The sequence below is a fragment of the Micromonospora sp. DSM 45708 genome (assembly GCF_039566955.1).
In the GTDB taxonomy this organism is placed as follows: Bacteria; Actinomycetota; Actinomycetes; order Mycobacteriales; family Micromonosporaceae; genus Micromonospora.
Map to the genome: position 1 here is coordinate 2,917,638 of NZ_CP154796.1, position 17,682 is coordinate 2,935,319.

Below are 17,682 nucleotides of genomic sequence, written 5' to 3' on the forward strand. Positions count from 1 at the left end.
GCTGGAGACCGAGGGCCTGGTCAAGCTCTACCCGAAGCGCGGCGCGCTGATCCGGCCGGTGTCCGCCCGGGAGATCGTCGACGTGATCGAGGCCCGCCGCCTGGTGGAGCTGCACGCCGCCGAGCGGGGTGTGGCCGCGCCGCGCCGCGCTCCGCGGCGAGCTGGCCGACCGGCTCGACGAGATGCGCCGGGCGCACGCCGCCGGGGACCTCACCGCCCTGATGGCCGCCGACCGGGCCTTCCACGCGGCGGTCGTCGAGGCGGCCGGCAACGAGATCCTCGCCGAGCTCTACCACCGGCTGCGTGACCGGCAGCTGCGGATGGGCGAGGCCGGCTTCCGGCTCTCGCCCGGCTGGGCCGAGGTCGCCCTCGCCGAGCACGCCGGCCAGCTCGCCGCGCTCGACGGCGACGACCCGGCGGTGTGGCGCGACGCGGTGGCGGGGCACATCGACTCCGCCGCCACCATGCTCGGGACGCTCCGGTGACCGTCGCCCGCCGGCCCGCCGCGCTGATCTACGCGGTGGCCGTGACCGCGTACGTGGCCGCCGTGTTCCACCGCAGCTCGCTCGGCGTCACCGGGGTCGACGCGGCGGACCGCTTCGGCATCAACGCCGCCGCGCTGGCCACCTTCTCCGTGGCCCAGCTCGCCGTCTACGCGGCCATGCAGGTTCCGGTCGGGGTGCTGCTGGACCGCTACGGGTCGCGCCGGTTGCTGCTGGCCGGCGGCGCGCTCATGGTGGCCGGGCAGCTCGTGTTCGCGGTCGCCACCGACGTGCGCCTCGCCGTCGCCGCCCGGGTGCTGGTCGGTCTCGGGGACGCGATGACGTTCATCAGCGTCCTGCGGATCGTGGCGTTCTGGTTCCCGGGCCGGCGCAACCCGCTGCTGGTGCAGCTCACCGGCACCATCGGCCAGCTCGGCGCGGTGCTCGGCGCCGTACCCCTGGTGGCGCTGCTGCACCACGCGGGCTGGACCCCGGCGTTCCTGACCGCGGCGGCGCTCGGCGGCACCGTGCTGCTGCTGGTCCTCGCCGCGGTCCGGGACACCCCGCACGCCGCGCACGTCACCGCGCCGGCTCCCGGCCCGGCGGCCGTACGCCGGCAGCTCGCCGACGCGTGGGCGCAGCCCGGCACCCGGCTGGGCCTGTGGACGCACTTCGTCACCCAGTTCTCCGGCGCGGTGTTCGCGCTGCTCTGGGGCTACCCGTTCCTGGTGCAGGGGCAGGGCTTCACGCCGACCGCCGCGGCCGGGCTGCTCACCCTGATGACCGTGGTGACGCTGGTCTGCGGGCCGGTGATCGCGCACCTGTGCGCCCGGCACCCGTTCCACCGCTCGGTGCTGGTCTTCAGCATCACCGCCGCCACCGCCGCGGTCTGGGCGGTGGTGCTGCTCTGGCCCGGCCGCGCCCCGCACGCGCTGCTGGTCGCGCTGGTCGTGGTGCTCGCGGTCAACGGCCCCGGATCGGTGATCGGCTTCGACTACGCCCGCACGTTCAACCCGGTGCACCGCATCGGCAGCGCCACCGGCATCGTCAACGTCGGCGGATTCGTCGCCTCCATCGTGCTGATCCTGGCCGTCGGCGTGGTGCTCGACCTGGCCACCCCGGCCGGCCGGGACACCCCGCCGCTGTCCGCGTTCCGGTGGGCGTTCGCGGTGCAGTACCTGCTCTGGGCACTCGGGGCGGTGCAGGTGCTGCGCTACCGCAACGCCGCCCGCCGCCGGTTGGCCGACGAACGGGTGCCGGTGGCGGTGCCGGCCTGAGCGGGCCGACGACCCCGCCGCCGGACAATCCGCCCAGCGGACACGTCAATCGGCGGGCGTCGCGCCGTCGGTCATGATCGGCGGTAGGTTCGGTGGGGGACCGAGACCGAAGGAGAACTGCCGTGGGTCAGGAAGTCCGGGGAGTCGTGTCGCGGCGCAAGGGCGCGCCGGTGGAGGTCACCACCATCGTGGTGCCCGACCCGGGGCCGGGTGAGGCGGTGGTCCGCGTCCAGTCCTGCGGCGTCTGCCACACCGACCTGCACTACCGCGAGGGCGGCATCAACGACGACTACCCGTTCCTGCTCGGTCACGAGGCCGCCGGCATCGTCGAGCAGGTCGGCGACGGCGTCACCGACGTGGCCCCCGGCGACTTCGTGGTGCTCAACTGGCGGGCCGTCTGCGGGCAGTGCCGGGCCTGCCGGCGCGGCCGTCCCTGGTACTGCTTCGCCACCCACAACGCGGCGCAGCTGATGACGCTCACCGACGGCACCGAGCTGACGCCCGCACTGGGCATCGGCGCGTTCGCCGAGAAGACGCTCGTGCACGCCGGCCAGTGCACCAAGGTCGACCCGTCCGCGCGGCCCGCCGCCGTCGGCCTGCTCGGCTGCGGCGTCATGGCGGGTCTCGGCGCGGCCATGAACACCGGCAACGTGACCCGGGGCGACTCCGTCGCGGTGATCGGCTGCGGCGGTGTCGGCGACGCGGCGGTGGCCGGCGCGGCCCTGGCCGGCGCGACGACGATCGTCGCGGTCGACACCGACTCCCGCAAGCTCGACTGGGCGCGGAAGTTCGGCGCCACGCACACCGTCAACGCCTCCGAGGACGACCCGGTCGAGGCGATCCGCGCGGTCACCGGCGGGTTCGGCGCCGACGTGGTGATCGACGCGGTGGGCCGCCCGGAGACGTGGAAGCAGGCGTTCTACGCACGGGACCTCGCCGGCACGGTCGTGCTGGTCGGCGTGCCGACCCCGGAGATGACGCTGGAGCTGCCGCTGCTCGACGTGTTCGGTCGCGGCGGCGCGCTCAAGTCCAGCTGGTACGGCGACTGCCTGCCCAGCCGCGACTTCCCGATGCTCACCGAGCTCTACCGTCAGGGCCGGCTCGACCTGGACGCGTTCGTCACCGAGGAGATCGCCCTCGACCAGGTCGAGGAGGCGTTCACCCGGATGCACCACGGCGACGTGCTCCGCTCGGTGGTGGTCTTCCCGTGACCGCGCACGTGGACCACACCGTCACCTCCGGGACGTTCTCGCTGGACGGGCAGACGTTCGACGTCGACAACAACGTCTGGGTGATCGGCGACGACCACGAGTGCGTGGTGGTCGACGCGCCGCACGACGTGGCCGCCATCCGGAAGGTGGTCGGCGACCGGCGGGTGCTGGCGATCCTGGCCACCCACGCCCACGACGACCACGTCCGGGTCGCCCCCGAACTGGCCCGTGTCACCGGCGCGCCGGTGCTGCTGCACCCGGCCGACCGGGTGCTGTGGGACCTGGTCCACCCGGACACACTGCCGGACGGCGACCTCACCGACGGGCAGACCGTCACCGTCGGCGGCACCACGCTGCGGGTCCTGCACACGCCCGGCCACAGCCCGGGAGCGTGCAGCCTGTACGCCCCGGAACTGGGCGTGGTCTTCACCGGCGACACGCTCTTCGCCGGCGGGCCGGGCGCGACCGGCCGCTCCCACAGCGACTTCGGCCTCATCGTCGAGTCGATCCGCACCCGGCTGCTCACGCTGCCGCCGGAGACGGTGGTGCACACCGGCCACGGCGACGACACCACCGTCGCCGCGGAGGCGCCGCACCTGCACGAGTGGATCGCGCGCGGTCACTGACCACCCCGCCGGCCCCGACGAACGGCGCGGCCACCGCTGACGCACCGGCGGTGGCCGCCGCCACCGGCTCGGGTCGCGGGCCCGTACCGGTGGCGGGCTCAGGCCGGCACGCCGTCCAACACGCGCAACAGCCGGTCCAGCGCCGGACGGCAACCCACCAGCCGGATGCCGGCGCGGCTGACCCGGCCGGCCCGCGACAGCTCGGAGGCGGCGCCGGCGTCGGCGAAGCTCAGCTCCGTCAGGTCCAGCACCGGGGCCGGGCCGGCCCCGGACGTCAGCTCACCCAGCAACGCGACGAACGCGTCGCGGTTGCTGCGGTCCACCTGTCCCACCAGCCGTAACCCGCGCGGATCACCGGTGCGGTACGCGCGCAGCAGCGGCGACCAGGTGCGCGGGGTGTGCGGACCGGCGGTGCCCGGGTGGGCCGCGGTGAGCAGTCGGAGCTGCTCGGCGGGGAAGCGTCGGCGGTCGTACAGACACAGGCCGGCGATCCGACCCTCGGGGAAGAGCGGGGCGAGCGCCTGCTCGTAGCGTCGCAGATCGTCCAGGCTGACGCCGGACCGCAGCACCCACGCCATGTCGCCGCTGAGGCGTACCCCCGGGTAGCCCTCGCGTCGGGCCCGGTCGACCTCGCGGCGGACCGTCTCGGCCAGGGCGGTCGGGGTGGCTCGCCCGTCGACCGGGAACGCGTCCACGGCGGGCAGGATCCGTAGCTGCCCCGCGGCCACGGCGGCCTCGGTGGGGACCCCGACGGCGTCGACCCGGAGGCGGACCGCCTGCGGGGTCGACGTCTCGGTGAAGCAGATCACCTTGTGGCCGCTGCGGAGACCGGTGGCGGCGAAGCGGGCGACGGCATCCAGCGCGTCGGTGTCGTCGTCGTGGATCCAGCAGACGTGATCGCCCAGATCGACCTGGTCGACCACGGTCGTAGCAGTCACGGTGCGGGCCTTCCCGGTGCGGCGGCTGCCCTTCACTCTAACGAAGCGTCGTGCGCGACCGCACCGGTGATCCGCTTGCCCACCGGGGCGGGCCGGGTTAGCCTGCTCGTGGACCCCGGATGCCGGCGCCATGCGCCGCCCGCCGTCCGACGATTCCCCTGTGGCCGGTCGCTGACCGTCCTCTCCGCCTCTTGGCCCTCCGCCGACCGGCCTCTCCGCCGCGGCGACACCCCGGCCCCCGCGCCGGGCCGTCCCCGACCGCGGCCCTTCCCCGGTGTCCGCGTCCGCCGACACCGCTCTCGACGAAAGGCCACCCATGCCCCCCACGCACCGTCCCGTCAGCGGTGTCCTCGACACCGTCGGTGGGCACCACACGCTCCGGGTGGACGGATACCTGCCGTCCACCGCCGACGTCCACGTCAGCGCCGGTCAGGTCCGCCGGTACGGCCTGCGCCGCGGCGACCTGATCACCGGCGGGGTCACCGGCGACTCCCGCCCGGGTCGGCCGGTCCCGCTGGACCGGCTGGACACCGTCAACGGCCTCGTCGCCGACCAGGCCCGGCGGCGTCGCGACTTCCACCAGCTCACCCCCGTGCACCCGCGCGAGCGGCTGCGGCTGGAGACCGAGCCGCACGTGTTGACCACCCGGGTCATCGACCTGGTCATGCCGATCGGCAAGGGCCAGCGGGCGTTGGTCGTGTCACCGCCGAAAGCCGGCAAGACGATGGTCCTGCAGGCGAGCGCGAACGCGATCACCGTCAACCATCCCGACTGCCACCTGATGGTGGTGCTGGTGGACGAGCGGCCCGAAGAGGTCACCGACATGTCCCGGTCGATCAAGGGCGAGGTCGTCGCGGCCACGTTCGACCGTCCGCCCCGGGACCACACCGCGGTGGCGGAGCTGGCGATCGAGCGGGCGAAGCGCCTGGTCGAGCTGGGACACGACGTGGTCGTGCTGCTCGACTCGCTGACCCGGCTCGGCCGCGCCTACAACCTCACCGTCCGCTCCGCCGGGCGTACGCTCTCCGGCGGCATCGACGTGGCCGCGCTCACTCCGCCCAAACAGCTGCTCGCGGCGGCCCGCGCGGTCGAGGAGGGCGGCTCGCTGACCATCCTGGCCTCCGCGCTGGTGGAGACCGGCTCCGCCGCCGACACCCTCATCTTCGAGGAGTTCAAGAGCACCGGCAACGCGGAGCTGAAACTGGACCGGGGGCTCGCCGACCGCCGTACGTTCCCGGCCGTCGACGTGCGCGCCTCCGGCACCCGGCGGGAGGAGGCGCTGCTGTCCGACCCGGATCGGCAACGCCTGCGCGCGTTGCGGTCCGCGTTGTCCACACTGGACCGGCAGGCCGCCCTGGAACACCTGCTGCGCCAGCTCGGCACCACCGGCGGCAACGCGCACCTGCTCGCCCGCCTCGGCGCGGCCGGCCGGTAGCCGCACGTCGCGGAAACCCCCTCGCCCCTCGGGCCCGTCCCGGCGATACTCGCCGGCATGCCCGGACCGACCCTGACCGCCGCGCAGTCCGCCGCCCTGCGACACGTGTGCGACATCGCGCTGCGCGACCGTCCGGCCGCGCTCGCCGTGATCGCGGAACACCTCGCCGGCTCCGGGGCCACCGTCCGCTGCGACGAGGTCGGCGCGGCCGTGACCGGGTACGGCCGGCTGACCGTCAACTTCCACCCCGACCGGCTGCTGCCCGACGGTCGCACCGTGGTCGAGGCGCTCGACGCCGAGGGCGTGTACCGCAGCCAGTTCGAGACCGGCGTCGGCAACGGCGGACTGACCGCGTTCCCCGGCGGCGACCGGGACATCTGGGAGAAGGCGATGTTCGGCGGCGCGTACCAACGTCCGGGCGTGTCCGCCGCCCAGCGCCCGAAGTACGGCGGCCTCAACCTGCTCGAGCATCCCGACGGCGCCTGCCCCCGGTTCGGCTCCTGCCACCTGCGGCTGCGTCCGGAGGTGCTGGCCCGGACCACGTTCACCTTCGGTGACAGCCACCTCGGGCCGACCGAGGTCGGCACCGCCACCGTCTTCGAGCCGGTCCTCGCCGCGTTGCTCGTCGCCACCGCCGGCACCGGCGTGAGCCTGGGCGTGTCCGGGATGGACACCGCCACGCTGCTGCGGACGCTGCTGTCCCGCCGGGAACGGGCGTCCGAGCGGGCCGGCCGCGCCCTGGACGACTACGTCGAGGCGCAGCTGCACGGCGAGCTGCGTCTCGCCCGCGACGTCGAGGCCCTCGTGGTCGACCCGTCGTTCCGCGACACCGACGCCGGCCGCCGCCTCGCCGGGCTCGCCGGCCGGTACGGGTTCCCGCTGCGCTGGCATCCCGGCTTCCAGCTATCCGTCGACGGCGTCGATGCCGATTTTCGCGGACCGGACATCCCGCCGCTGGCCGTCCGTGTGCACGCCGAGTTCGGCCGGCCGGGGGAGCCGCTGCACGCCGCCCTGATCGGCCGCGCCGCCGCCTCCCTGGTACGCGAGCCGCACCGCTGGGCCGACCGCGGGCCGGCGGAGCTGACCCGGCAGCACCTCAAGCAGCTCTGGCACGTCCTGGTCCGCTCCGGCCAGCCGGCCTGATCGTCCCGTTTCCTGCGGTTCCCGGAGTGACCCGGACCGCAGCTCCGGCCCTGCCTGACATTTCCGGAATGACCGACAGGCCGACCTGGTTGTGACCCCGGTACGCCCGGCACCCGACCGATGCTGGCAACCCCCGAGGGGCGCTCACCCCGGAGCGCGTCGTGACGACCGAAAGGGCAACCATCGTGCAGCAGCACCTCACTCGATGGCTCCCCGCCATCGCGAAGACCGCCGTCGCGAGGACCACCGCCGTCGCCCAGAACCGCCGCGCCGCACTCACCGTCGCGGGCGTGGCCGCCCTGGGCGGACTGGCCTTCGCGCCCACCGCCGTCGCCGCGCCGGTGACCAGCGGACCCCACGCCGGCGCCAAGGCCGCCATCGACCTCGCCACCGGCAAGAAGACCGCCGCCGAGGCGGCGAAGTCCGGCCTGACCACCGGCAGCGACAAGGTGCCCACGAAGGCCGACCGGCCCGCCCGGGAGAAGCTCATGCCGCACGGCGTCGAAGGCGCGCAGTCGCGCATCCCGCTCGACGACGCGCAGCTCGACAACGCCAAGGCCATCGTCCGGGCGGCCAAGGAGACCGGCGTGGGGGAGCGGGGCGCCGTGATCGGCGTCGCCACCTCCCTCCAGGAGTCCAAGCTGTACAACCTGGGTCACCTGGGCGCGTACAACGACCACGACTCGGAGGGCCTGTTCCAGCAGCGCCCGTCGTCCGGTTGGGGCACGTCCGAGCAGATCACCGACCCGGAGTACGCCAGCAAGGCGTTCTTCGGCGCGCTGAAGAACGTCGGCGGCTGGCGGGACCTGCCGCTGACCAGCGCGGCCCAGACCGTCCAGGTGTCCGCCTACCCGTACGCGTACGCGCAGTGGGAGGAGCAGGCGGCGGACATCGTCCAGCAGCTCTGGTGACACGTCGTCCACAACCGGCCGGCCCCGATGCGGGGCCGGCCGGTCCGTCTCTCCGCCGCCGACCGCCGACCGGCCGGCGGCGCGTCACGGAATGTCCGGACCGTGGCGTTCCACTCGTGGTCGATCGTCGGCGGGTGGATCGCCATGGGCGTCTGGGGCGGTTTGTGGGCATCGGTGGTGTGTCACTGAGTGTGCCGGGTGGGTGGAATGTCTGGTTTCGGGGTGGTGGGTGGCACCCTGGCGGTGGAATGGGTCGGGGGGTCGCGGCGTTGTATCCCGGTGCACGGCCGAGGAAGGCGAGCGCCCCCGCGCCGCCGACCCCCCGCCGGGAATGATGGTGGGCCCCCGGTCGTTGGACAGTCTTCCGGCGCCGCGTAGAGGCCCTGCCCCGTGAGTAGCCGGATCCCCCGTGAACCTTTCTTGTGCGCCTGACGGTGCCACGCGCCCCCACCCCCGGGGGTGTGTCGACCCCCGAATGGAGCCTCCTCGTGAACACGATTCTGCGTAAGAGCGTTCTGGGTATTGCTGGTCTGGCGTTTACCGGTGGTGTGTTCGCCGGTCCGATCGCCGCGCACGCCGACACCGCCCACGCCGCCACGGCTGGTAAGCCGGTCGCGGTTGCCGCGGTGCAGGGTGAGCAGTCGACGATCGGTCTGGACGACGAGCAGACCGCCAACGTGAAGGCGATCATCGCGGCGACGAAGAAGGCCGGGTTGCCGGAGCGGGCGGCGGTCATCTCGATCGCGACGAGCTTGCAGGAGTCGAAGTTGGAGAACCTGGGCCATCTCGGCGACCGTAATGACCACGACTCGCTGGGGCTGTTCCAGCAGCGTCCGTCCAGTGGTTGGGGTACGGCCGAGCAGATCACCGATCCCGAGTACTCGACGCTTGCGTTCCTGAAGGGCCTGAAGCAGGTCGACGGTTGGCAGGACATGCCGCTGACCGAGGCCGCCCAGACCGTGCAGGTGTCGGCCTACCCGGATGCGTACGCGCAGTGGGAGAAGCAGGCCACCGACCTGGTCGCCAAGTACTGGAACAGCTAAGACGGCATGAAGGCCGGCACCCGGTAACGGGTGCCGGCCTTCAGCGCGCCGTACGTGTCAAGCGGGGCCCGTTCCTCTACCGGAGGCGTGAACAGGGGGCCCCTCCTTCCGGCGGCGGCCGGCGATGATGTCGACCACGGCGGCTACCAGCGCCAGCACGATGATGCCGGCGGCCAGCAGCAGCGAGTGCCGGAACGCCACCGACCAGTCGCCCCGGTTGTCGGCCAGCGTGGAGAAGAACAGCGCGCCCACCGCCGCGATGCCGGCGGCCGAGCCGATCCGTTGTCCGGTCTGGAGCATGCCGGCGCCGCTGCCGGCCATCGGCACCGGCACCTCCGACAGCGTGAGCGTCTGGTTGGGCGCGATCACCAGGCCGCTGCCCAGCCCGGCGACGAGCAGCGGCAACGCGGTACGCAGTGGCACGTTCTGGTGCGGCCCGCCGGTCAGCACCAGGTCGGTGGCGACCAGCCCGACCACCACGGCGAACAGTCCGATCGCGACCAGCGGTCGGCCGTACCGGGTCACCACGCGTCCGCCCAGCGCGGAGGCGACCGCCGAGCCGAGCGCGAACGGGGTGATCGCCAGGCCGGCGACCAGCGCGCTGTAGTCCAACCCGATCTGGAGATAGAGCGTGAAGATGAAGAAGATCGCGGTGAAGCCGGCGAAGTAGACCAGCCCGATCAGCGAGCCCAGCGTGTACGAGCGCAGCCCGAACAGCCGCAGGTCGAACAGGGGCGTGGTGTGCCGGGCGTACCGGCGTTCCCAGAGCGCGAAGCCGGCCAGCAGCAGCAGGCCGAGCGGGATGAGCAGCCACTTCGTCGAGCCCTGCCACTGTTCCCGCTGCACCAGCGGCAGCAGGACCACGGTGACCCCGGCACCGAGCAGCAGCACGCCGACCGGGTCGAGCCGGTGCCGGTCGGGCTGGCCGGCGGGCCGGGCCGGAATCAGCCGCCAGCCGAGCACCATCGCGAGGATGCCGACCGGGATGTTGACGAAGAACACCCACCGCCAGCCGTGCTCGGCGCCGCCGAGCTGGATGAGCAGCCCGCCCAGCAGCGGCCCGACCGCGGTGGAGATGCCGATGGTGGCGCCGAGCAGCCCGAACGCGCGCCCCCGGTCGGCGCCCCGGAACAGTTGCTGGATCATGCCGCTGACCTGCGGGTTCACCACGCCAGCCGCGGCGCCCTGCACGAGCCGGGCGACGATCAGCCAGGTCGCCGACGTGGCCAGCCCGGCGAGCGCGCTGGTCAGCGTGAACAGTCCCACCCCGACCACGAACGCGGTCCGCCGGCCGCGCGCGTCCCCGAACCGCCCGGCCGGCACCAGCACCAGGCCGAAGGTCAACGCGTACCCGGACAGCACCCATTGCAGGTCGCTCGGGGTGGCGTGCAGCGCCCGGTCGATCGACGGGACGGCGACGTTGACGATGCTGACGTCCAGCAGCGTCATGAACGCCGCGACCAGGCCGACGCTCAGCGCCCGCCAGCGTCGCCGGTCGTCGTACCCGGTGTCCGCCGACGGCCGGTTCCCGCTCATCGTGCCCCCCACAGACCGTCGATCACGCATCCCCGATCGCTACCCGGACCCCGGTGGGGCAAACGACGCGGTCAGGCCGTCTGGCGCGCGCACCACCGGGGCCCGAAGTCCAGGCCTGTCATCGGTGAGTCCTCGCGGTGCAGCAGTCCCCGCTCGGTGAGCGTGTGCAGCGGCTCGCGCAGCTCCTCCTCGGTCATCTGGGCCTCCTCGGCGATCAGATCCGGGTAGGGGACGTGTCCCCGCACCTCCAGCGCGGTGACCGCCTGGTAGACCCGCTCCTCGACCGCGGACAACTGGACCTGCGGCATCGGTTTCCCTCCTCGGCGTGGACCGCCCGGCCGCCGGACGGTCGGCAACCGGCGCTTACCCGGGCGGCCGGCGATGATGCCCACCCGATCGAGGGTCGTGCCGGGCCGTCCGGCCCGCCGGTGCCCTAGGCTGCATCCGTGATCATCTGGGATCTCGTCGTGGTCGGTGGCGGGCCCGCCGGACTCTCCGCCGCACGCACCGCGGCCCGGGCCGGCGTGCGCACGCTGGTGGTCGAGCGGGCCACCCACCCCCGGTACAAGACGTGCGGCGGCGGCCTGATCGGCACGTCGCTGGCCGAGGCCGGCGACGTGATCGAGGTGCCCGCGCAGGACCGGGTCGACCGGGTCACGTTCACCCGGGACGGGCGACGCGCGTTCACCCGCCGTCACGCCACGCCGGTGGTCACGATGATCCGCCGGGAGGAGTTCGACGACCGGCTGCGTGCCGCCGCGGTGTCCGCCGGCGTCGAGGTCCGCGAGGGGGTCACGGTCCGCGCCGTGGAGCAGGACCCCGACGAGGTACGCCTGCGGCTGGCCGACGGCGAGGTGGTGCGCGCCCGCGCGGTGGTCGGCGCGGACGGCTCCTCCGGGGTGACCGCCCGACACGTGGGGGTGCGCTTCCGCCAGGTCGACCTGGGGCTGGAACTGGAGCTGCCGGTGCCCGCCGTCGAGCGGGACCGGTGGCGGGGCCGGGTGCTGCTCGACTGGGGCCCGGTTCCCGGCTCGTACGCCTGGGTCTTCCCGAAGGGGGACCGGCTGACCGTCGGCGTCATCTCCGCCCGCGGCGACGGCGAGCGGACCCGCGCCTACCTGCGGGACTTCGTGGCCCGGTTGGGGCTGTCCGGGGTCGCGCCCGAGCACGACTCCGGTCACCTGACCCGCTGCCGCGCCGAGGACTCCCCGCTGCGTCACGGCCGGGTGCTTGTCGCCGGCGACGCGGCCGGCCTGCTGGAGCCGTGGAGCCGGGAGGGCATCAGTTACGCGTTGCGTTCCGGCCGGCTGGCCGGCGCGGCGGTCGCCGCCGGTGACCTGGACGCGTACCCGCGGGAGGTGGCGCGGCTGCTGACGCCGGAGATGCGGGCCGGGCACCGGCTGCTGGACGCGTTCGAGCGGCGACCGGACGTGTTCCACGCGATGCTGGCCAGCCCGTCCGGCTGGCGGATGTTCGTCCGTTTCTGTCAGGGGCGGGTCGGCTTCGCCGAGGCGCTCGACCGGCGGCCGGTGCGGGCCGGGCTGGCGCTGATCGACCGTCTGCCCCCGGTCAGGGGACGATGACCGCCCGCCCGTGGATGTCGCCCCGGCGCAACGCCTCGTACGCCTGCGGCGCCTCGTCCAGCGGGAACGTCTGCGTGTCGGCCCGCAGCCGGCCGTCCCGGGCCAGCGCGATGACCTCCTGGAGTTCGGCGCGGGTGCCCCAGAACGGCACCACCACGCCGGTCTCCAACGGCACCGGGGGCGGCGCGTCGGCGACCGGCCGGACCGGCAACGTGCCACCGGCCAGGCCGACCAGCAGCAGCTGACCACCGGTGGCGACGACCTGCCGGGCGGTGTCCAGGCTGGGTTGCGCGCCGACGAAGTCGAGCACCACGTCCGCGCCGTCCGGCGGCGGGCCGACCAGCTCGCGGATCTTCTCCACCGCGTCCGCGCCGGCCCGCACCACGTGGTGGGCGCCGAGCCGGTCGGCGAGGTCCAGCGCGGCGACGCTGGTGTCCACCGCGACGATCCGCACCGCGGTGGTGGCGAGCAGGATCTGGAGCGCCATGTGCCCCAGCCCGCCGATGCCGATCACCACGCAGGTGGTGCCGGGACGCAGCCGGGGCCGGGCCAGCTCCACCGCGTGGTACGGGGTCAGCCCGGCGTCGGTCAGCGGCGCGGCCTGGGTCAGGTCCATGTCGCCCACGTGCAGGAGCCGGGACGCCGGCACCACGACGTGGTCGGCCAGCCCGCCGTCGCGGCTGAGCCCGATGCCGCCGACCGGGGTGACCCGGCAGCGGTTCTCCTCGCCGCGCAGGCAGGCCCGGCACCGGCCGCAGCCGATGATGCCGTAGACCGCGGCCCGGTCCCCGGGTGACCAGCCGTCCACGCCGGGACCGGCGGCCTCCACCGTGCCGGCGATCTCGTGGCCCAACGTCATCGGGGTGGGGAACACCCCCGCCTCGGCGTCGAGGATGTGCAGGTCGGAGTGGCAGGCGCCGACCGCGCCGACGCGCAGCAGCACCTCGCCGGGTCCGGGCTCCGGCGTGGGCACCTCGGTCAGCTCCAGCACCCCCGGAGCGGTCATCCGTACCGCGCGCATGGCGCCCTCCCACCTCGTCGCCGACGACCGTCGCGGCGGCATACCCGCACCGTCACGGTTGATACCGGCGCGGGGCGGGCGGGCGCACAATGCGGGCATGAGCGAACCGGTCGCGTCGTTCACCGACGAGGAGTACGCGTTCCTGCGGCATGTCCGCTTCGGCGAGCTGCCCGCCCCGGTGCGTCCGGAGGAACGAATGGAGTCCGCCGAGACCGAGGTCCCCCCGGGCCGGCCCGACCCGGTCGGCGGCGAGTCGGAGTGGCACCTGCGCGCCGGGGGCTGACACGCACGCCACGAAGACGCCTCGACCGACCTGCCGACGCTTGCTCCGGCGCCGCCGTCGCGTACGGCATCTGGACGCTGGGACGCGGCGAGGGCCCCGGCGCGACGCCGGGGCCCTCGCCCGAGGATCAGAAGACCGGTACGCCCTCGCGGACCAGCTTCCAGTTCGGCACGAAGAAGTCGGCCGGGTCGATGGTGCCCTTGGCCTGCGCCCAGTCGATCAGCAGCTGGCGGATCTCCTGCTGCGCGTTGTAGACCTGGGTCTTCACGATGCCGGGGAAGTTGCCGCCGCCGCTGCGCCGGTAGTTGTTCACCGCCACCACGAACTGCGCGTCGGTCGCGACCGGCGTGTCGGTGCCGGCCAGCACCAGGCGGGTGATCCGCTGGCCGACCGGCTTGGAGATGTCGATGTCGTAGTCGACGCCGGAGAACACGTCGTAGTTGTAGTCCGGCACAGCCGGGTCGCTGATCGTCTCCGGGTCGACCGTGGCGCCCACCGGGACGGTGACGAAGTACTTCGCCGAGTACTCCAGGTACGCCTTCACCTCGGCCCCGGTCAGCACGACCGCCTCCAGCGTGTTGTCGAACACGTACAGGCCGGCCACGTCGCGGATCCGCACGTCGCCCTGCGGGAAGACCGCGGTGCGGCTGAACGGCGCGGCGATCGACAGCACCGGCAGGCCCGCGTACGCGCCGCCGGCCAGCGCCGCGGTGACCACCTCGGTCTGGACGTGGTTGATGAAGTCCAGGATCGGGGTGTCCTTGTAGCGCGACTCGGCGGCGGACAGCTCCACGCTCGACTGCGCGACCACCCGGTTGACGTACTCGACCGTCTTGGCGTGCTGGCCGCGCACGGCCGCGAGCACCGCCGGGTCCTCGACCACGGTGTTGGTGTTCAGCGTGGTGGCCGACGAGTCGACGACCTTCCAGCAGCCCTTCTCCCGGGTCAGCGTGAAGTCCATCCGGGTGAGGCGCTGGCCCCACTTCGACGGCTCGGAGGTCAGCACCGCCTTGCCGGTCTTCAGGTTGGTGACGAACTTCTCCGGCACCTCGTTGTGGGCGTGACCGAAGAGGATCGCGTCGATGCCGGGCACCTGCTCGGCGATCAGCGCGGTCGGGTTCTCGTTCGGCAGCTCGGGGCCGTAGCTGGAGGTGCCGCTGTCCCCGCCGTGGGCGGAGATGATGACCACGTCGGCGCCGCGCCGGCGCATCACCGGCACCCACTTGGCGGCGGTGGCGACCATGTCGGCGAAGACCAGGCGGCCCTCGACGTTGGCCTTGTCCCAGATGGCCACGCCGGGGTTGGTCAGGCCGAGGATGCCCACGCGCAGCTTCGGCGCGCCGTGCCCGCCGAGCCGGACCTCCTTGATCACGTACGGCAGGAAGGCCGGCTTGCCGGTCTTCTCATTGATCGCGTTCGCGGCGAGCGCCGGGAAGCCGAGCTGCTTGATCCAGGTGGCCAGCAGCGGCAGGCCGTAGTTGAACTCGTGGTTGCCGAGCGTGACGGCGTCGTACCGCAGCACGTTCATCGCGCCTGCCATCGGGTGCGTCTCACCGGTGCTGGTGATCGGCTCCTGCTTGGCGTAGTAGGTGGCCAGCGGCGTGCCCTGAATGGTGTCGCCGGCGTCCAGGACCAGCGTCGCCTTACCCGTGCGCTCCGCCCGGATCTGGTTGACCAGGGTGGCCAGCTTCGCGACGCCGACGTCGTTGTGCTTGCTGTCGTCGAACTCGGCGTCCTTGTAGTAGTCCCAGTTGTAGACGTTGCCGTGGGTGTCCGAGGTGCCGAGGACGGTCAGGTCCCAGGTCTTCGGCTGCTTCGGCTTCGCCTCGGCGGGCGCGCCGGCGAGCAGCGGAGCGGTCGCCGCGGCGGCGGCGACGGCCAGCACCTGGCGGCGCGAGGCGCCGGAGGAGGAGGTCATGAGGTGCCTTTCCATGGGGGTACGCGCCTCGTGGGCGCCGCTGCGCACCATAACCACCGGCTGTCACGCACGCCACAACACCCCCAAATGTTTCCGATCCCGTCACCCACCGCTGTTTTCCGGGGACCCGCCGGGGTAGGGGCGCTGATATGACCGAGGACCAGTACACCCCGCAGGACCCCACCGAGCAGTACGGCCAGCAGCAGGGGCAGGCCGCTCAGCAGCAGTCCACCCCCGGCTCGACGCAGGAGATGGGCCCGAAGCCGGATCACGGCGAGGAGTCGTACCGGGGCGCCGACCGGCTCGCCGGCAATCGGGCGGTGATCACCGGCGGTGACTCCGGCATCGGCCGCGCCGTCGCCATCGCGTTCGCCCGGGAGGGCGCCGACGTGCTCGTCTCCTACCTGGGCGAGGAGGAGGAGGCGGACGCCCGCGAGACGGTCGGGCTGATCGAGCGGGCCGGCCGCCGGGGCGTGGCGGTCCGCACCGACCTGCGCGAGGAGGCGAACTGCCGGGAGCTGATCGACCGGGCGGTCACCGACCTGGGCGGCATCGACATCCTGGTCAACAACGCGGCCTACCAGATGGCGCAGGACAACGGCATCGACGACATCACCACCGAGCAGTTCGACCGGGTGTTCAAGACCAACGTGTACGCGATGTTCTGGCTCAGCAAGTTCGCGGTGCCGCACCTGAAGGAGGGCTCGGCGATCATCAACACCTCGTCGATCCAGGCGTTCGACCCGTCGCCGCAGCTACTCGACTACGCCACCACCAAGGCAGCCATCGCCAACTTCACCAAGGCGCTAGCGTTGAACCTGGCCGAGCGCGGGATCCGGGTCAACGCGGTCGCGCCCGGCCCGATCTGGACCCCGCTGATCCCGGCCACCATGCCGCCGGAGAAGGTGCAGCAGTTCGGCACCGACGTGCCGATGGGCCGCCCCGGCCAGCCGGCCGAGCTGGCCCCGGCGTACGTCTTCTTCGCCTCCCAGGAGTCCAGCTACGTCACCGGGGAGATCCTCGGCGTCACCGGCGGCAAGCCGACGAAGTGACCCGGTCGGCGGTCCGTCCCGGCCCGTCGCTCAGCGGGCGGCGGAATCCGCCTCGCGCGAATTCGCGTGATCATGCCCGGGCGCGGCCTGGAGCAGCGACATGCCGGCCTGGGTCGGTACGTGCAACGCGGTCTGCCGGCGGCGCGCCGTGACGATGAGCCCGGCGGTACGCAGCACCGTCGCGTGTTCGCTGGCGGTGGACGGGCTGACGCCCGTCGCCGCCGCGAGTTCGTTCGTGGAACGGCCAGGTCGTTCGGCGACGGCGTGGAGGATGGTGGCGCGGGTGCGGCCCAGCAGCGCGGCGACGTGCGTGGGGGGTCTGCTGGCGTCGTCGGTCTGTCCGACCTGGCCCAGCGGAGCGCCCCGGTAGCCGACGGGGTAGCTGAGACAGGGGACGTCCCCGGCGACGTCGTCGCTGACGGTGGGACTCTGGTGACCGAACACCGACGGGATCAGCAACAGCCCACGTCCGCCCAGGTGTAGATCCAGGTCGGCCCGGGATGCCGTGGCGACGTGGAGTACGGGTGGGGCCCAGCGGATCAGTGGCGGGCACAGTCCGCTCAGCAGGCGGTTCAGGCCGCCGTCGAGGAGGTCCCGCCCCCGGACCGCCTTGTCCGCCGCGACCTGGGCCTCCACCTGGGGCCAGTACGGCTCGATCATGGTGCCGTGCAGCTCGCCGAGGGTGTCGACGAGTTGTTGCAGCACCGTCGGATCGTCGCCGAGCCGGCGTGCCCAGCCGGGTACCGGCCGGTGCTCGGCGAAACGGGTCATCTGGTCGTCGATCCGCGATCGAGGTGTGCGCCGGACCCACTCCAGTTGTTCTTTCACGTCGACAGGCCGGGTGGGCGACAGGAAACACGGTGTGTAACCACCGATGGGCGCGAGGTCGAACACCATGCGCGCCCGCGCCGGCAGACGGGTGACGACCTGCTGCCGCCAGGCGGCCAGGCGGGCCGGCTGGCTCCGGCGTCGCAGGGCCCACGCTGCCAGGACCAGTTCCGTCAGGGGTCGTGGCGACTCGACCATCCGGGTGCGAGCCAGGTCGTCGATGGTGAAGTGGATCCGGTAGACCATGCGGGACGCTCCTCGTGGACAGGTGGCGTTCGACCGACTTGCTCGAATAGTCCTCCTTCGATCTGCCCCGAAACAAGGCGACATCGCCTTCCCGACACCCCGATGGTGGCTCTGAGAAGGTCGGCACCCCACCGGCGCCGTCCGACACC

At 73.2% G+C, this 17,682-nt stretch carries 16 protein-coding genes and 1 pseudogene; 11 read left to right on the forward strand and 6 right to left on the reverse strand.

Going from position 1 to position 17,682, the window contains the following annotated elements:
- Positions 1 to 128 precede the first annotated feature (128 nt).
- The 4 genes from VKK44_RS12875 to VKK44_RS12890 all read left to right on the forward strand — a co-directional run bounded on the left by VKK44_RS12875 (position 129) and on the right by VKK44_RS12890 (position 3,596).
- Positions 129 to 485, forward strand: a complete 357-nt coding sequence (locus VKK44_RS12875; RefSeq protein ID WP_343447173.1) for an FCD domain-containing protein — start codon at positions 129 to 131, stop codon at positions 483 to 485.
- Complete coding sequence (locus VKK44_RS12880) at positions 482 to 1,759, forward strand: MFS transporter (RefSeq protein WP_343447174.1); 1,278 nt, start codon at positions 482 to 484, stop codon at positions 1,757 to 1,759. The genes VKK44_RS12875 and VKK44_RS12880 overlap by 4 nt, the downstream gene beginning before the upstream one ends.
- Positions 1,760 to 1,881: 122 nt before the next feature.
- Entirely contained in the window at positions 1,882 to 2,970 is a 1,089-nt protein-coding gene (locus VKK44_RS12885) for an S-(hydroxymethyl)mycothiol dehydrogenase (protein WP_343447175.1), read from the forward strand.
- A complete protein-coding gene (locus VKK44_RS12890) occupies positions 2,967 to 3,596 on the forward strand; it encodes an MBL fold metallo-hydrolase (protein WP_343447176.1) in 630 nt (209 codons plus the stop codon). Before VKK44_RS12885 ends, VKK44_RS12890 begins: the two co-directional genes overlap by 4 nt.
- A 98-nt stretch (positions 3,597 to 3,694) precedes the next feature.
- Here the strand turns inward: VKK44_RS12890 and VKK44_RS12895 are convergent, their stop codons facing one another.
- Entirely contained in the window at positions 3,695 to 4,534 is an 840-nt protein-coding gene (locus tag VKK44_RS12895) for an MEDS domain-containing protein (RefSeq protein WP_343447177.1), read from the reverse strand.
- 334 nt (positions 4,535 to 4,868) lie between these two features.
- Between VKK44_RS12895 and rho the strand changes: the two are divergent.
- From rho to VKK44_RS12915, 4 genes and pseudogenes are all read left to right on the forward strand, one after another.
- Positions 4,869 to 5,969, forward strand: a pseudogene (rho, locus tag VKK44_RS12900) (transcription termination factor Rho); the annotation flags it as partial.
- Between the two features lie 57 nt (positions 5,970 to 6,026).
- On the forward strand, positions 6,027 to 7,112 hold the full coding sequence (locus tag VKK44_RS12905; RefSeq protein ID WP_343447178.1) for a DUF3626 domain-containing protein: 1,086 nt from the start codon (positions 6,027 to 6,029) through the stop codon (positions 7,110 to 7,112).
- A 185-nt stretch (positions 7,113 to 7,297) separates the two neighbouring features.
- The gene (locus VKK44_RS12910) at positions 7,298 to 8,023 is read left to right on the forward strand and encodes a hypothetical protein (protein WP_343447756.1); all 726 of its coding nucleotides are present in this window, start codon (positions 7,298 to 7,300) and stop codon (positions 8,021 to 8,023) included.
- A gap of 488 nt (positions 8,024 to 8,511) precedes the next feature.
- Positions 8,512 to 9,066, forward strand: a complete 555-nt coding sequence (locus tag VKK44_RS12915; RefSeq protein ID WP_343447179.1) for a hypothetical protein — start codon at positions 8,512 to 8,514, stop codon at positions 9,064 to 9,066.
- Between the two features lie 57 nt (positions 9,067 to 9,123).
- On the opposite strand, the gene VKK44_RS12920 is transcribed toward VKK44_RS12915, so the two are convergent.
- Complete coding sequence (locus VKK44_RS12920) at positions 9,124 to 10,602, reverse strand: MFS transporter (RefSeq protein ID WP_343447180.1); 1,479 nt, start codon at positions 10,600 to 10,602, stop codon at positions 9,124 to 9,126.
- 71 nt (positions 10,603 to 10,673) lie between these two features.
- Positions 10,674 to 10,910: a hypothetical protein gene (locus VKK44_RS12925; protein ID WP_343447181.1), complete on the reverse strand. Its 237-nt coding sequence runs from the start codon at positions 10,908 to 10,910 to the stop codon at positions 10,674 to 10,676.
- A gap of 138 nt (positions 10,911 to 11,048) precedes the next feature.
- On the opposite strand from VKK44_RS12925, the gene VKK44_RS12930 reads away from it, so the two are divergent.
- Positions 11,049 to 12,185 (forward strand): geranylgeranyl reductase family protein, encoded by a 1,137-nt coding sequence (locus tag VKK44_RS12930; RefSeq protein ID WP_343447182.1) that lies wholly within the window; start codon positions 11,049 to 11,051, stop codon positions 12,183 to 12,185.
- On the opposite strand, the gene VKK44_RS12935 is transcribed toward VKK44_RS12930, so the two are convergent.
- A complete protein-coding gene (locus VKK44_RS12935) occupies positions 12,172 to 13,206 on the reverse strand; it encodes an NAD(P)-dependent alcohol dehydrogenase (protein ID WP_343447183.1) in 1,035 nt (344 codons plus the stop codon). The genes VKK44_RS12930 and VKK44_RS12935 overlap by 14 nt on opposite strands.
- Positions 13,207 to 13,303: 97 nt before the next feature.
- Between VKK44_RS12935 and VKK44_RS12940 the strand changes: the two genes are divergently transcribed.
- Positions 13,304 to 13,489, forward strand: coding sequence for a hypothetical protein (locus tag VKK44_RS12940; RefSeq protein ID WP_343447184.1), 186 nt, complete (start codon positions 13,304 to 13,306; stop codon positions 13,487 to 13,489).
- 127 nt (positions 13,490 to 13,616) lie between these two features.
- Here VKK44_RS12940 and VKK44_RS12945 read toward each other — a convergent pair whose 3' ends face one another.
- The gene (locus VKK44_RS12945) at positions 13,617 to 15,407 is read right to left on the reverse strand and encodes a bifunctional metallophosphatase/5'-nucleotidase (RefSeq protein ID WP_343447185.1); all 1,791 of its coding nucleotides are present in this window, start codon (positions 15,405 to 15,407) and stop codon (positions 13,617 to 13,619) included.
- A gap of 149 nt (positions 15,408 to 15,556) precedes the next feature.
- Between VKK44_RS12945 and VKK44_RS12950 the strand changes: the two genes are divergently transcribed.
- The gene (locus tag VKK44_RS12950; protein ID WP_343447186.1) at positions 15,557 to 16,459 is read left to right on the forward strand and encodes an SDR family oxidoreductase; all 903 of its coding nucleotides are present in this window, start codon (positions 15,557 to 15,559) and stop codon (positions 16,457 to 16,459) included.
- Between the two features lie 30 nt (positions 16,460 to 16,489).
- Here the strand turns inward: VKK44_RS12950 and VKK44_RS12955 are convergent, their stop codons facing one another.
- On the reverse strand, positions 16,490 to 17,533 hold the full coding sequence (locus tag VKK44_RS12955) for a winged helix-turn-helix domain-containing protein (RefSeq protein WP_343447187.1): 1,044 nt from the start codon (positions 17,531 to 17,533) through the stop codon (positions 16,490 to 16,492).
- Between the last annotated feature and the right edge of the window lie 149 nt (positions 17,534 to 17,682).

Bases quoted from the DNA above. Each gene is read 5' to 3' on its own strand.
- VKK44_RS12905 (WP_343447178.1), top strand. From the start codon at position 6,027: ATGCCCGGACCGACCCTGACCGCCGCGCAGTCCGCCGCCCTGCGACAC.
- VKK44_RS12920 (WP_343447180.1), bottom strand. From the start codon at position 10,602: ATGAGCGGGAACCGGCCGTCGGCGGACACCGGGTACGACGACCGGCGA.
- VKK44_RS12925 (WP_343447181.1), bottom strand. From the start codon at position 10,910: ATGCCGCAGGTCCAGTTGTCCGCGGTCGAGGAGCGGGTCTACCAGGCG.
- VKK44_RS12935 (WP_343447183.1), bottom strand. From the start codon at position 13,206: ATGCGCGCGGTACGGATGACCGCTCCGGGGGTGCTGGAGCTGACCGAG.
- VKK44_RS12940 (WP_343447184.1), top strand. From the start codon at position 13,304: ATGAGCGAACCGGTCGCGTCGTTCACCGACGAGGAGTACGCGTTCCTG.
- VKK44_RS12945 (WP_343447185.1), bottom strand. From the start codon at position 15,407: ATGACCTCCTCCTCCGGCGCCTCGCGCCGCCAGGTGCTGGCCGTCGCC.
- VKK44_RS12950 (WP_343447186.1), top strand. From the start codon at position 15,557: ATGACCGAGGACCAGTACACCCCGCAGGACCCCACCGAGCAGTACGGC.
- VKK44_RS12955 (WP_343447187.1), bottom strand. From the start codon at position 17,533: ATGGTCTACCGGATCCACTTCACCATCGACGACCTGGCTCGCACCCGG.